Origin of the sequence: Paracidovorax avenae ATCC 19860, assembly GCF_000176855.2 — a bacterium.
Taxonomy (GTDB): Bacteria; Pseudomonadota; Gammaproteobacteria; order Burkholderiales; family Burkholderiaceae_C; genus Paracidovorax; species Paracidovorax avenae.
Genome location: NC_015138.1, coordinates 1240580 through 1253657, shown reverse-complemented (window position 1 = coordinate 1253657; position 13078 = coordinate 1240580). Strand labels below are relative to the sequence as shown.

The following is a 13078-nucleotide window of genomic DNA, read 5'->3' as shown; positions in this document are numbered from 1 at the left end:
ACGGATCGAATATCGACGAAAAGGAGGGGCGCGAAGGAATTCTGTGCGGGTGCAGGCCGGAACGAAAGCACATTTTTCCCTTACGCAGGATTACGCAGAACGGTTTGCGCAGTACTACGCAGGGCATTGCACAGGACATGGGCACGGCACGCATCCTGCTGTCCCTGCAGGAGGCATCCTCCAGGTGCACGGCGGTTTTCCGGTGCACCACCGGCGGGCGCGCCGGCGCATCCAGGTACGTAACAGCACCGGCGCGGGGACGCGCCTCACCACGGCGGTGCGATTTATCCTTTCTCGATCACCAAGGCAATGCAAATCCCGGCTGGATTCCCAAAACTCCATGTGCCATGCATTTTCCCGGCACTCATCCGTATTAACAGCTTGTCACCGTGAGATGGAATACCGGGCCTTACCCCCATAGCCGCCGATCGACTTTGCCGGTATCAGGCGAAATACTTCTCCCCACTTCGCGAGACAGACCATGCAATTGCGGCTGAAACTCCTGCTGCTCTCCACCCTGCCCATCATGGTGGCCCTCGGCTCCGTGGCCGCGACGGCCCGGCACCAGACGCTCCGGCTGGCGCAGCAGGAGCGCGAACTGGTGGAGACGGCCTACCTGCACAGCAAGGAGACCGAACTGCGCCATTACGTGCAATTGGCCCAGAGCGCGCTCGCGCGCATCGCGGCCGAAGAGGCCGACCCCGCGGAGCGCCAGCGGCAGGCACTGGCGCTGCTCTCGCGCATGCAGTTCGGCCGGGACGGCTACTTCTTCGTCTACGACCGCGAAGGCAACGTGCTGCTGGACGCGCGGCACATGGGACTGTCGGGCGTGGACCTGTGCGATCCCGGCGACCCGCGCAGCGAAGCACCGGCGAACCGGATCCTGGCGACGGCGCGCCAGGGCGGCGGGATGGTGCGCTACGACTGGCAGAAGCCCTCCTCGCAACTGATGGCGCCCAAGCTCGCCTATGTCACCACCCTGCCCGGCTGGGAGTGGATCCTGGGCACGGGGCTGTACCTGGACGACGTGCAGGAGACGCTGCGCCACATCGACCGGGCCGCGCAGGAGAACATCGACGGCACGCGCCGACGCATCTACGGCATCGCCGCGCTGTGCATCGTGCTGATCGGGCTCGCGGGCCTGGCGCTCAACCTGAGCGACCACCGAGTGGCCAGCGCCAAGCTGCGCCGGCTCGCGCAGCGGGTGGTGAGCTCGCAGGAGGAGGAGCGGGTGCGGGTGGCGCGCGAACTGCACGACGGCGTGGTGCAGGTGCTGGTGTCTTCGAAATTCCTGCTGGAGACGGCGCAGGTGCAATGGGCCGCACGCGCCGCCCATGCCCCGCGCGACATGCTCGACCATGGGCTGGAGCGCCTCAACGACGCCCTGCTGGAGATCCGGCGCGTGTCCCACGGCCTGCGCCCCGCGCTGCTCGACGACCTGGGGCTCGCGCCCGCGCTCGCGCTGATGGCGCAGGAGGTGGAGGAACAGGGAGCGTTCAGCGTGCGATTCGTGCTGCGCGGGCCGGCCGGGCCCCTGCCCACCAGCCACGGCACGGCGCTGTTCCGCATTGCCCAGGAGGCGCTCACCAATGCCCGCATGCACGCGGGCGCCACCCACGTGGAGGTGGCGCTGCGCTTCACGCGCTGGCGGGTGAGCCTCTCGGTGCGCGACGACGGGCGCGGCTTCGACGTGCAGCGCGTGCAGCGCGACGGCCAGGGCGGCATCGGCCTGCGCAACATGCGCGAACGCATCGAGGGCCTGGGCGGCCGCTTCGCCATCGCATCGGGCCGCGGCGGCACGCGCATCCTGGCGGTGCTCGACCGCCGGGACGCGACCGCCGCCGGGCTGGCCGCCGGCCTCGAACCGTACCAGGTGCCCGCATGAACGCCGACCCCGGCCTGGATCCGATCCGCGTCCTGCTGGTGGACGACCATCCGCTGGTGCGCGACGGCGTGCGCATGCGCCTGGAGGCCACGCCCCACATCCGCGTGGCCGCCGAGGCGGGCGGCGTGCAGGAGGCCCTGGAACTCGCCGCCGCCGTGGCCCCGGACATCGTGCTGACGGACATCCGCATGCCCGACGGCAGCGGCATCGAGCTGGCCGCCGCGTTCCGCGAGCGCTTTCCGCTGGTGCGCGTGATGGTGCTGTCGATGCACCAGGATGCCGAATACGTGCGGCGCGCCGTGGGCCTGGGCGTGCGCGGCTATGTGCTCAAGGATGCGCCGGCCGGCCAGCTGGTGCAGGCCATCGAGGCGGTGCGGGCGGGCGGGCGGCATTTCAGCGAAGGCGTGCGTGCGCTGGTGGACGGCGGCCAGCCGGTGCCGCCGCAGGCGCGGTCGCTCACCCCGCGCGAGGCGGCGGTGCTGCGGCTGCTGGCCGAGGGCCGCTCCAACAAGGACATCGCCGAGCGGATGGGCACCTCGGTGCGCACGGTGGAAACGCACCGGCTCCACCTACGGCGCAAGCTGCGCATCGACGGGCAGGCGGCGCTGGTGAAGTACGCGGTGGCCTACGCGGACCTGCCCACGTAGCGGAATACCTGCGGTGGCACGGAACATGTCACTCCGATGTCATGGACCGGGCGTAACTTCGCGACAATTGTGTATGACTGTAACGAACGCCCCCGTCCATGACAGCGCTTTACAGGCGGTGCTCGCTTCGCTGTCGCCAGCGGTGCGGGACGGCGCGGGCCCGCTCGTGCGGCTCATGCGGGGCAGCGGGCTGTACTGTGTCTTCCAGCCCCTGGCCGATCTGCGCGAGGGCAACGTCTATGCCCACGAGGCCCTGATCCGTGGCCCGGAAGGCACGCCCCTGCACACGCCCGACCGCCTGCTGGAGGCCGCACTCGCGGAAGGCGTGCTGCAGGAGTTCGAGTTGCTGTGCGTGGCGATCGCCCTGCGGCAGTGGGGCGCGTCCGGCGGCGCGGGCCGCCTGTTCGTGAACATCAGTGCGGACGCCCTGGTGAGCGGGGTGTCGCTGTGCCGCGGCATGACGCTGGCCGGCGCGGCCCGGGCCGCGGGCGTGTCGGCGGAGAACGTGGTGCTGGAGATCACCGAGCACGAGCGCGTGGGCGACATGGCCTCGCTGCGCGAGGCGCTCAAGCAGGTGCACGCCTGCGGCGCCCGCATCGCGCTCGACGATTTCGGGGACGGCCGCTCCAGCCTGCGGCTCTGGTCCGAGACGCGGCCGGACTTCGTGAAGATCGACAAGTACTTCGTGCGCGACATCAGCGCCCATCCCGGGAACCTGCAGATGCTGCAGGCCATCAAGGGCATCGCCGACGTGTTCGGCACCACCCTGATCGCCGAGGGCATCGAGACGCAGGACGACCTGCGGGCGCTGCGCGACCTCGACATTCCCTACGGCCAGGGCTACCTGCTCGGCCGGCCAGGATCCGGGCCGCGCGGGCGGATCGAGGCGCCGGCCCTGGACGCCGTGCGCGACCGCCGCGTGGCGGTCCTGCCGCACCGCGGTCAGAACGCGCGGCCGGGCATCCTGCGCAACCTGCTGGTGGTGCATGCGCCCACGGCCACGGCCGAGACCAGCAACGACACGGTGGCCGGCTTCTTCAAGGCGCATCCCGAACTGCATGCCCTGCCGGTGCTCGACGGCACCCGGCCGGTGGCGCTGATCAACCGCCAGCAGTTCATGAACCACTATGCGACGCTCTACTTCCGCGAGGTGCACGGGCGCAAGGCCTGCGCGGCCTTCGCGAACCCGGCCCCGCGCGTGGTGGAGCTCGACTGCGACGTGGACCAGCTCGTGGGCATCCTGACCTCGCAGGACCAGCGCTACCTGAGCGACGGGTTCATCGTCACCGACAACGGCCGCTACGTGGGCCTGGGCACGGGCGAGCAACTGGTGCGCAGCGTGACCGAGGCCCGCATCGAGGCGGCACGGCACGCCAATCCCCTCACCTTCCTGCCTGGCAACATTCCCATCAGCATGCACATGCAACGGCTGATCGACAGCGGCACGGAGTTCGTGGCCTGCTATGCCGACCTGAACCACTTCAAGCCCTTCAACGACTATTACGGCTACTGGCGCGGCGACCAGATGATCCGCCTCGTGGCGCGGCTGGCCGTGGCGCACTGCGATGCGCAGCGGGACTTCATCGGGCACGTGGGCGGGGACGACTTCATGCTGCTGTTCCAGAGCGGCGACTGGCTGCAGCGCTGCCAGCGCATCGTGGAAGACTTCGCGCGCGAGGCGTTCCAGCTGTTCGACGACGCCGCGCGCGCCGAAGGCGGCATCTGGGCGGAAGACCGGCACGGGGTGAAGCGCTTCTTCCCCTGCACGACGCTGGCGATCGGGGCGGCGCGCGTGGTGCCGGGCTCCATGCGCCACGCCGAGGAAGTGGCCAATGCCGCGGCGCTGGCCAAGCACGAAGCCAAGGGCTGCGCGAGCGGCCTGGCCTGGCGCACGGCGGAACGGTCCGCTACCCAGGCGCACTCCGCCGGACCGGTGCCGCAGCGCGCCTGGCAGGGCTCGGACGCCACGGCCGCGGCGTCCGCCTGAGCGGCCGGGGCCGCCCGCCAGCGGTCAGCGGGCCGGCGCGCCGCCCTCGAACCAGCGCCGCACGAGATCGCGCTCGGCATCGGTCATGCCGGTGGCGTTGTTCATCGGCATGAGCTTTTGCACCACCGCCTGCTGGTAGATGGCCTGGGCATGCTGCGCTACGGATTCTGCGGAATCCAGGCGCAGGTTCTTCATCTGCACCTGCTCGCCGTGGCACATGTAGCAGCGCTGCGCCAGCACCGGCTGCAGCTGGGCGTAGCCCACGGGCGCGGCGGCGGCCGCGGACGAGGGCGCCGCCGGCGCGGCGGGCGCCTGCGACAGCCGCAGCCCGGCGATGGTGCCGACGATGACGGCGCAGCCCACCAGCGCGTAGGGCAGCGGGTGCGCGTTGCGGCCCAGCTTCCAGCCGTGGCGCATCACGAAGAACTGGCGGATGGACGCGCCCGCGAACATCATCAGGATGAGGATCAGCCAGTTCTGCGGATGGCTCCAGGTGAAGCTGTAGTGGTTGGACAGCATGCAGAACAGCACCGGCAGCGTGAAGTAGGTGTTGTGCACGCTGCGCTGCTTGCCGCGCTTGCCGTGGATGGGGTCCACCGGCTGGCCGGCCTTCATCTGCGCGATCACCTTGCGCTGGCCCGGAATGATCCAGAAGAACACGTTGGCGCTCATGCTGGTGGCGATCATCGCGCCCACCAGCAGGAAGGCGGCCCGGCCCGCGAACCAGTGGCAGGCCAGCCACGAGGCCGCACACACCAGCACGAAGACCAGCGCGCCGACGATGGCATCGCCGTTCCTGCGCTGGCCGAAAACGCGGCAGATCGCGTCGTACAGCAGCCAGAACACGGCCAGGAACGCCAGCGCGACCATGACGGCGGTGGCCGGCGCCCAGTCCATGCGCGACTTGTCGATGAGGTAGGTGCTGGCGCTCCAGAGGTAGGACACGGTGAACAGCGCGAAGCCGCTGATCCAGGTGCTGTAGCTTTCCCAGAAGAACCAGTGCAGGTGCTTCGGCAGTTGCGGCGGCGCGCCCGCGAACTTCACCGGGTGGTAGAAGCCGCCGCCGTGCACCGCCCAGAGTTCGCCGCTCACGCCCTGGCGCTTGAGGTCCTCATCGACCGGCGGGGTGAGGCTGGAATCGAGGAAGACGAAATAGAACGACGATCCGACCCAGGCGATGGCGGTGATGACGTGGACCCAGCGCAGCAGCAGGTTGGCCCAGTCGAGGAGATAGCTTTCCATGGTGGCTCTCAACTTCGCGCGCGGCCCGTTGCATCGGAGGCGGCCGCGCGGCAACCTGCTCACCACGGCGGGCGCTCTGAGCAGCGGGAAGGCCGCGCACCGGATGCACGCCCTCCCCCGTGGGAGCGGCGGCATCGCCTTGCACCGCTGCGACCTGTGGCCCGAGTGTATGCAGGTTCCGTTCCCGGCGCGACCGGAGCAGCCCGGATGGCGTCATCCGCGCGGCGCGGGCGGCAGGGTGGCCAGCAGTTGGGCCGCCACCGACACCGCGATCACTTCGGGCTCCTTGCCCGCGATGCCCGGCAGGCCGATGGGACAGGTGACATGCGCCAGTTCCTGCGCGCCGAAGCCCCGCGCCTGCAGGCGGTGCGAGAAGGTGGCCCACTTGGTGCGGCTGCCGATGAGCCCCACGAACGGCAGGTCGGCACGGTCGCGCTGCCGGGCCAAGCAGGCGGCGACCACGTCGAGATCCTCCGCGTGGCTGAAGCTCATGATGAGCACGCGCGAGCCCGGCGCCAGCCCCGGCACGGCCGCATGCACGGGCTCGGAATGCTCGCAATGCGCCCCGCCGGCCTCCGCGTCCGGAGGGAAGACGCCATCGCGGCTGTCGATCCAGGTGAGCGCGAAGGGCAGCGGCGCCAGCACGCGCGCCAGCGCATGGCCCACGTGCCCCGCGCCGAAGAGCGCCACCGGCGTGCGTGCGGGCGACAGGCGCCGCGCGAGCGCCTCGCGGTCCGGCGCTTCCACGCGGGTGAAGCGCAGGTGGACCACCCCGCCGCAGCACTGGCCCAGGCTCGGCCCCAGGGCGAACCGAACCACCGGGGGTGCGGCCTGCGCCGGCGCGGACAGGCGCGCCCGCGCCTCGCGCACGGCATCCCATTCCAGCCGGCCGCCGCCGATGGTGCCCAGCAGTGGCCCGTCGGCGAACACGGCCATCCACGCGCCGCGCTCCCGCGGCACCGATCCCTGGATAGACTCCACCTCGACCAGGCACGCCGGCCGTGTGGCCAGCCCCTGGAGCAAGGCGTGCAGGGGGGACGTCAACGCCATGGCGGGCCCCCGCGTTGGGCCATGCAGGGCCTGGCGCATGCCCGTCCATTTTTCCAGCAGCTCGCCACGGACCACCGATGAAGCCTTCCACCCCCTCTTTCCACGGCGCGACCGGTTCCGGACGCCACTGGCTGCTGGCCGGCCTGATGGCGGCCGTCGCCTCCCTCGTGGCCGCCTGCAAGTCGGGGCCGGAGACGGCCCCCGCGCCCGACGAAACCAGTGCCCCCGCCGCCGAGGCATCCAGCGGCGTCAAGGGCCCGGAGCCGGCCACGCGCGGCTCGGCGCGCACCTCGGCCGCGGCCAATCCGCGCGCCTACCGGCAGGACGCCGCCACGCACCTCTACGGCCTGAACCAGGCGCGCATCTACAAGGGCAAGCTCCCGCCCCTGCTCTACGCCATCGGCACGCTGCAGGTGGACATCGACCGCAACGGGCAGGTCACCCGCCTGTCCTGGATGCGCGCGCCGCGCCACGCGCCGGAGGTGATCGCGGAAATCGAGCGCACCGTGCGCGCCGCGGCACCCTACCCCGTGCCCGAGCGGATGGGCCGCGTCACCTACACCGACACCTGGCTGTGGCACAAGTCGGGCCGGTTCCAGCTCGACACGCTGACCGAGGGCCAGCTCTGACGCCTGCGGGCGCCGCAGTTCAGGAGCCACGGTAGGTCGAGTAGCTCCAGGGGCTGACCAGCAGCGGCACGTGGTAGTGCTGGTCTGCATGGGCCACGCCGAAATCCAGGCTCACGCGGTCGAGGAAGTTCGGCTCGGGCAGCGCCACGCCGCGCGCACGGAAGTACGCGCCCACCTCGAACGACAGCCGGTAGGTGCCGGGACGCAGGCTGGCGTTGTCGAAGAGCGGCGCATCCGTGCGGCCGTCCTGGTTGAGCACCAGCTCTTTGAGCAGCCGGGCCTGGCCGCCCGCGGTGTCGTAGAGCGAAACGGCCATGCCCGCGGCCGGGCAGCCGTGCATGGTGTCGAGAACGTGCGTACTGAGGCCCATGGGGCGTCTCCTGATATCCGGGATGCGCCAGTGTATGCAGGCTCCATGCCCGGGCGGCCGTTCCGGGAGGGCCTGTAACGAACCGTGACGTGACTTGCGGGACACCGGCTCTACACTGTCCGCCCCTGCCGGCGGCATTCCGCGCCGGCAGCCATGACAACGACAGGAAAGGGCTTCGACCGATGACTTCCCCCCGCCTCCAACGCCCCTGGCTGCTTGCTGGAAGCAGCATGCTCGCGCTGCTGGCCATCGCGGGCTGCGCGGACCTCCCCGGCGCATCGGCGCCTTCCGCGGACACCGCGCAGGCCCCGCAAGGCGCCCCCCAGCAGACGCCGGCGGCACGCGCTGCGGGCCGCGCCTACGACATGGACATGGATGTCTTCCATCCGGTCGTGGCGCGCAACGGCATGGTGGCCACCGAGCAGGAACTGGCCACCAAGGTGGGCCTGGACATCCTGCGGGCGGGCGGCAACGCGGTCGATGCGGCCGTGGGCGTGGGCTTCGCGCTGGCCGTGGTGCTGCCCAACGCCGGCAACCTGGGCGGCGGCGGCTTCATGATGGTGTACGACGCGAAGAGCGGCAAGAGCGTGGCGCTGGACTTCCGCGAGATCGCACCCCGCAAGGCGAGCCGCGACATGTACCTGGACGAGAAGGGCAACGTGATCGACGGCAAGTCGCTCTACACGCACTACGCCGTGGGCGTGCCGGGCACGGTGGCGGGCCTGGAGCATGCGCTCAAGACCTGGGGCACCCAGCCGCTGTCGAAGGTGATCGCACCCGCGATCGCGCTGGCGGACAAGGGCTTTCCCGTGAGCCTCACGCTGGCCAAGACGCTGGCGCAGGAGCGCGACAACATGGGCCGCTGGCCCGCCACGCGGCAGATCTTCTGGCGCGGCGACGCGCCCCTCAAGATCGGCGACCGGCTGGTGCAGAAGGACCTCGCCCAGTCCCTGCGGCTCATCTCGCAGCAGGGCGCCAAGGCGTTCTACCAGGGTCCGATCGCGCGGCGCATCGCAGCCGAGATGGCGCCCTATCCCGGCGCCCTGAGCCTGCAGGACCTGCGCGACTACGAGGTCGTGGAGCGCACGCCCGTGCGCGGCACCTACCGTGGCTACGAAGTGGTCACCATGCCCCCGCCCTCGTCGGGCGGCGCCCACCTCGTGCAGCTGCTCAACATGCTCGAGCCGATGCCGCTCGCCCAGTGGGGCCCGGGCAGCGCCCAGACCCTGCACATGATGGCCGAGAGCATGAAGCTGGCCTACGCCGACCGCTCCGAATACCTGGGCGACCCGGATTTCGTGAAGATCCCGCTCAAGGGGCTGACCTCCAAGGCCTACGCCGCCTCGCTCGCGAAAACCATCGACCCGAACAAGGCGCGCCCCGCCAGGGACATCAAGCCGGGACAGCCGCAACCCTACGAGAGCGACCAGACCACGCACTTCTCGGTGGTGGACAAGGCCGGCAACGCGGTGGCGGTGACCTATACGCTGAACACCAACTTCGGCAGCGGCATCGTGGCCAAGGGCACGGGCATCCTGCTCAACAACGAGATGGACGATTTCGCTGCCAAGCCCGGCGTGGCGAATGCCTACGGCCTCGTGGGCGGCGATGCCAACGCGGTGGCCGGCGGCAAGCGGCCCCTCTCGTCCATGACCCCCACGCTGGTGCTCAAGGACGGCAAGCCGGTGCTCGTCACCGGCAGCCCGGGCGGCGCGCGCATCATCACCACGGTGCTGCAGACCGTGGTCAACGTGATCGACTTCGGCATGAACCCCGCCGAGGCTGCGGCCGCCCCGCGCATCCACCACCAGTGGACCCCGGACGAGTTGCGCATCGAGAACGGCTTCTCGCCGGACACGCTGGCCATCCTGAAGTCGCGCGGCCACAACCTGGCCCTGAAGCCCTCCATGGGCCGCACGCAGACCATCCAGCGCAAGGACGGCGTGCTGTTCGGCTATTCCGATCCGCGCAACCCGGACGGGCTCACGCTGGGCTACTGATCGCGGCCCGCGCCCACCCGCCGTCAGGCCACGGGCCGCATCGGGTGGGCGAGGAAGAAGCGCAGCATTTCCGCGCTGGCGTCCACGCCGTCCACGTCGGTGAATGTGCCCTGCCCGCTGCCGCCGGACCACGCGTGGCCCGTGCCATGGAGTTCCCACAGCTCGGCGCCGCAGCGTCCCGTGCCGTCCTCATAGACCGTCCGGGTGAACCGGCGCCCTCCCGCCGAGGCACCCGCGGTCGTCCGGGAAATCGTGGCCTGCAGGGTTTCGCTCTCGTGGGCTTTCACTGCCGCATCGATGACGGCTCCGGCATTGCCGGGGTGCACGGTCGTGTCGCCATCGCCGTGGAACACGATCGTCGGCACCGCCCGGGTGCGGCCCGCGCAACCGCCGGGCGCCGGGCTTCCGCTGCGCATCACGGACAGCGCCGACATGGCATCGTTCGCGGCACCCGCCCGCAGGCCGGAATGCACCCCCACGGCGGCGAAGATATCGGGGTAGCTGCACGCCAGGATGTCCGCCATGGCCCCGCCCGCCGACAGCCCCGCCACGAACACGCGGGACCGGTCCATCCGGTGCTCGTGCGCGATCGACAGCGCCAGCGCAGCCAGCACGGCGGGCTCGCCGCCGTCCCGCCCCTGGTGCTGCGGCTTGAACCAGTTCCAGCACCGGTGCGCGTTGTCCCATTGCGCCTGTTCCGGATACAGCACCGCCGCCCCTGCGTCGCGGGCATGGACATGCATCTGCGTGCCGGCCGCGAAATCGCCGGCATCCTGGGTGCAGCCGTGGAGCATGACCACCATCGGGCAGGGCGGCGCGCCTTCGGCACGCGGCGGAAGGCACAGCCAGTAGGCGAGCGTGCGGCCCCGGTGCGTGAACTTGCCGCGTATCCATTGTTCGGGGTCCGGCCCGGCAGCCGGCAGCGGGGCCTGGGGTGCGCGCCCCATGAATCCGGCGGTGATGGTGGGAAATTCATTCATGCGGGCCCACTATGGACGGCGCACCCCTGCTGCAGTGCAGCAATTAGGCCCGTCCCGGCGTGCTCGCCGTCCTACGTACCTGTCCGCCGCAGGCGGCATGGCCACCGTGGCTGCATCCCTAGAGCACCAGCAGCGCGCGGAAGTCGTTCACGTTGGTGTGCGTCGGCCCGGTGACCACGAGGTCGCCCAGGGCGGCGAAGAATCCGTAGGCATCATTGCGCGCGAGATGGTCGTCCACGCGCAGGCCTGCCCGGGCGGCGCGTGCCAGCGTATCGGGTGCGACGAAGGCGCCCGCGTTGTCCTCCACCCCGTCGATGCCGTCGGTGTCGGCGGCCAGCGCCCACACCCCCTCCTGCCCCTGCAGCGCACGGGCCAGCCCCAGGCAGAACTCGCCGGCGCGGCCGCCCCGGCCCCGCGGAGCGCCAGGTGGCCGCTCGCGCACCGTCACCGTGGTCTCGCCGCCCGAGAGGATGGCGCAGGGCCGGGCGAAGGGCTCGCCGTGCCGCGCCACGGATCGGGCGAGCGCCGCATGCACGGCGCCCACGTCGCGCGACTCGCCTTCCATCTCGTCCGAGAGGATGTGCACCGCCAGGCCTGCGGACCGCGCCGCCGCGGCCGCCGCCTCCAGCGACTGCCGCGGCGTGGCGATGAGGTGCACGTCCGGCGCCTGGCCCTCCACGGGCTTGGGCGTTTCCAGCGAGCCGGCCTCCAGCGCCGCGCGCACGGACGGCGGCAGCGCGATGCGGTGGCGGTCGAGGATGCGCAATGCGTCCCCGCAGGTGGTGTCGTCCGGCACGGTGGGTCCGCTGGCGATCACCGCCGGGTCGTCGCCGGGCACATCGCTGATCGCGAGCGTCACCACCCGCGCCGGGGCGCAGGCGGCGGCCAGCCGGCCGCCCTTGATGCGCGAGAGGTGCTTGCGCACGCAGTTCATGTCCGCGATGCCCGCGCCGCTCTCCAGCAAGGCCCGGTTGATGCGCTGCTTGTCTTCCAGCGCCAGGCCCTCGGCAGGCAGCGTGAGCAGCGCGGAGCCGCCGCCGGAGATCAGGCAGACCACGAGATCGTCGGCGGTGAGCCCCTGCGCCAGCTCCAGCATGCGCCGCGCCGCCGCCTCGCCCGCCGCATCGGGCACCGGATGCGCGGCCTCCACGATGTCGATGCGCGCCGGCACCCCGTCCGGCCGCGGCGACACGTGGCCGTAACGCGTGACCACCAGCCCGGACAGCGGCGCCTGCGCCGGCCACAGCGCCTCCAGCGCGTGCGCCATGGCCCCGCCGGCCTTGCCGGCGCCCAGCACCAGCGTGCGGCCCCGGGGCGGGGGCGGCAGGTACGCGGCCATGCGCTGCGACGGCAGGGCTGCCTGGACGGCCACATCGTAGAGATGGCGCAGGAAGCGGACGGGTTCGGTGGCGGGATCGGGGGCGGCTGGCGCGGGAGCATCCGCAAGACGGGGTTGGAGCATGCGGGGATTCTGTCGCAGGCTCGCGTACCGTGGCTCGCCTGCCGGCACCACCGCGGTGCGGGAATGCCCTGAGACGGTTCCCGAATTCGGTGCACAAAAAGTGCATACAAAAATCCGGTCCGCCGCTATCATGGGCCGGATGGAACCCTCCACCACCAGCGCCATCGTCGCGAGCCTGACCAAGGCCATCGTGGAGCACCGCCTGCTGCCGGGCGCCAAGCTGGCCGAGCAGAAGCTGGCGGACCACTTCGGCGTATCGCGCACGCTGGTGCGGCAGGCGCTCTTCCAATTGTCGCAGAACCGGCTCGTCACGCTGGAGCCGGCGCGCGGGGCGTTCGTCGCGGCACCGTCGGCCGAGGAGGCCCGGCAGGTGTTCGCCGTGCGCCGCATGCTGGAAGCCGAGATGACGCGCGCCTTCGTGCGCGAGGTGACGCCTGCCCGGGTACGCGCCCTGCGCGAACACGTCGCGCGCGAGAAGCAGGCGGTGGACGAGGCCGACGTGCCGGGCCGCACCGAACTGCTCGGCGATTTCCACGTGCGCATGGCGGAGCTCATGGGCAACGAAGTGCTCGCGCAGATGCTGGGCGAGCTGATTTCCCGCTGCGCGCTCATCACCCTCATGTACCAGAGCGCCGACGAGGCAGCGCATTCGCACGAGGAGCACGGCCACATCGTGCAGGCGCTGGCCGACCACGATGCCGACCTGGCCGTGCGCCTGATGGACGAACACCTGCGCCACGTGGAAGCCAGCCTGGCCTTCGACCGCGCGCATCCCGCCAACGAGCTGTCCCGCGCGCTCTCCTGATCCCCCTGCAGCCCTCTTTTT

General features: G+C 71.1%; 11 protein-coding genes. 6 read left to right on the top strand and 5 right to left on the bottom strand.

Annotated features, from left to right (window positions below):
* Window positions 1–481 precede the first annotated feature (481 nt).
* From ACAV_RS05465 to ACAV_RS05455, 3 genes are all read left to right on the top strand, one after another.
* Window positions 482–1885 carry a cache domain-containing protein gene (locus ACAV_RS05465; protein WP_013593580.1) on the top strand — a complete coding sequence of 468 codons (1404 nt, stop codon included), beginning with the start codon at window positions 482–484 and terminating at the stop codon, window positions 1883–1885.
* On the top strand, window positions 1882–2532 hold the full coding sequence (locus ACAV_RS05460) for a response regulator (protein ID WP_013593579.1): 651 nt from the start codon (window positions 1882–1884) through the stop codon (window positions 2530–2532). The genes ACAV_RS05465 and ACAV_RS05460 overlap by 4 nt, the downstream gene beginning before the upstream one ends.
* Before the next feature lie 73 nt (window positions 2533–2605).
* Window positions 2606–4519: an EAL domain-containing protein gene (locus ACAV_RS05455; RefSeq protein WP_013593578.1), complete on the top strand. Its 1914-nt coding sequence runs from the start codon at window positions 2606–2608 to the stop codon at window positions 4517–4519.
* A 24-nt stretch (window positions 4520–4543) separates the two neighbouring features.
* Here ACAV_RS05455 and ACAV_RS05450 read toward each other — a convergent pair whose 3' ends face one another.
* Both ACAV_RS05450 and xdhC read right to left on the bottom strand, forming a co-directional pair.
* Window positions 4544–5761, bottom strand: a complete 1218-nt coding sequence (locus tag ACAV_RS05450; protein ID WP_013593577.1) for a urate hydroxylase PuuD — start codon at window positions 5759–5761, stop codon at window positions 4544–4546.
* A 213-nt stretch (window positions 5762–5974) separates the two neighbouring features.
* Window positions 5975–6811: a xanthine dehydrogenase accessory protein XdhC gene (gene xdhC / locus ACAV_RS05445; protein ID WP_013593576.1), complete on the bottom strand. Its 837-nt coding sequence runs from the start codon at window positions 6809–6811 to the stop codon at window positions 5975–5977.
* A gap of 146 nt (window positions 6812–6957) precedes the next feature.
* On the opposite strand from xdhC, the gene ACAV_RS05440 reads away from it, so the two are divergent.
* Entirely contained in the window at window positions 6958–7440 is a 483-nt protein-coding gene (locus ACAV_RS05440) for a hypothetical protein (RefSeq protein WP_041828982.1), read from the top strand.
* 19 nt (window positions 7441–7459) lie between these two features.
* Here ACAV_RS05440 and uraH read toward each other — a convergent pair whose 3' ends face one another.
* Window positions 7460–7810, bottom strand: coding sequence for a hydroxyisourate hydrolase (gene uraH, locus ACAV_RS05435; RefSeq protein ID WP_013593574.1), 351 nt, complete (start codon window positions 7808–7810; stop codon window positions 7460–7462).
* 230 nt (window positions 7811–8040) lie between these two features.
* Here uraH and ggt point away from each other — a divergent pair, with 230 nt between their 5' ends.
* On the top strand, window positions 8041–9810 hold the full coding sequence (gene ggt, locus ACAV_RS05430; protein ID WP_013593573.1) for a gamma-glutamyltransferase: 1770 nt from the start codon (window positions 8041–8043) through the stop codon (window positions 9808–9810).
* 23 nt (window positions 9811–9833) lie between these two features.
* Here ggt and ACAV_RS05425 read toward each other — a convergent pair whose 3' ends face one another.
* Window positions 9834–10790 carry an extracellular catalytic domain type 1 short-chain-length polyhydroxyalkanoate depolymerase gene (locus ACAV_RS05425; RefSeq protein WP_013593572.1) on the bottom strand — a complete coding sequence of 319 codons (957 nt, stop codon included), beginning with the start codon at window positions 10788–10790 and terminating at the stop codon, window positions 9834–9836.
* A gap of 118 nt (window positions 10791–10908) precedes the next feature.
* Window positions 10909–12252, bottom strand: coding sequence for a glycerate kinase type-2 family protein (locus ACAV_RS05420; protein WP_013593571.1), 1344 nt, complete (start codon window positions 12250–12252; stop codon window positions 10909–10911).
* Between the two features lie 130 nt (window positions 12253–12382).
* On the opposite strand from ACAV_RS05420, the gene ACAV_RS05415 reads away from it, so the two are divergent.
* Window positions 12383–13057 carry a GntR family transcriptional regulator gene (locus ACAV_RS05415; RefSeq protein ID WP_013593570.1) on the top strand — a complete coding sequence of 225 codons (675 nt, stop codon included), beginning with the start codon at window positions 12383–12385 and terminating at the stop codon, window positions 13055–13057.
* The last annotated feature ends 21 nt before the right edge of the window (window positions 13058–13078 follow it).

Coding starts and splice junctions, on each gene's coding strand:
- ACAV_RS05425 (WP_013593572.1), bottom strand. CDS start 10,790: ATGAATGAATTTCCCACCATCACCGCCGGATTCATGGGGCGCGCACCC.
- ACAV_RS05465 (WP_013593580.1), top strand. CDS start 482: ATGCAATTGCGGCTGAAACTCCTGCTGCTCTCCACCCTGCCCATCATG.
- ACAV_RS05450 (WP_013593577.1), bottom strand. CDS start 5,761: ATGGAAAGCTATCTCCTCGACTGGGCCAACCTGCTGCTGCGCTGGGTC.
- uraH (WP_013593574.1), bottom strand. CDS start 7,810: ATGGGCCTCAGTACGCACGTTCTCGACACCATGCACGGCTGCCCGGCC.
- ACAV_RS05440 (WP_041828982.1), top strand. CDS start 6,958: ATGGCGGCCGTCGCCTCCCTCGTGGCCGCCTGCAAGTCGGGGCCGGAG.
- ACAV_RS05420 (WP_013593571.1), bottom strand. CDS start 12,252: ATGCTCCAACCCCGTCTTGCGGATGCTCCCGCGCCAGCCGCCCCCGAT.
- ACAV_RS05415 (WP_013593570.1), top strand. CDS start 12,383: ATGGGCCGGATGGAACCCTCCACCACCAGCGCCATCGTCGCGAGCCTG.
- xdhC (WP_013593576.1), bottom strand. CDS start 6,811: ATGGCGTTGACGTCCCCCCTGCACGCCTTGCTCCAGGGGCTGGCCACA.
- ACAV_RS05455 (WP_013593578.1), top strand. CDS start 2,606: ATGACTGTAACGAACGCCCCCGTCCATGACAGCGCTTTACAGGCGGTG.
- ACAV_RS05460 (WP_013593579.1), top strand. CDS start 1,882: ATGAACGCCGACCCCGGCCTGGATCCGATCCGCGTCCTGCTGGTGGAC.
- ggt (WP_013593573.1), top strand. CDS start 8,041: ATGCTCGCGCTGCTGGCCATCGCGGGCTGCGCGGACCTCCCCGGCGCA.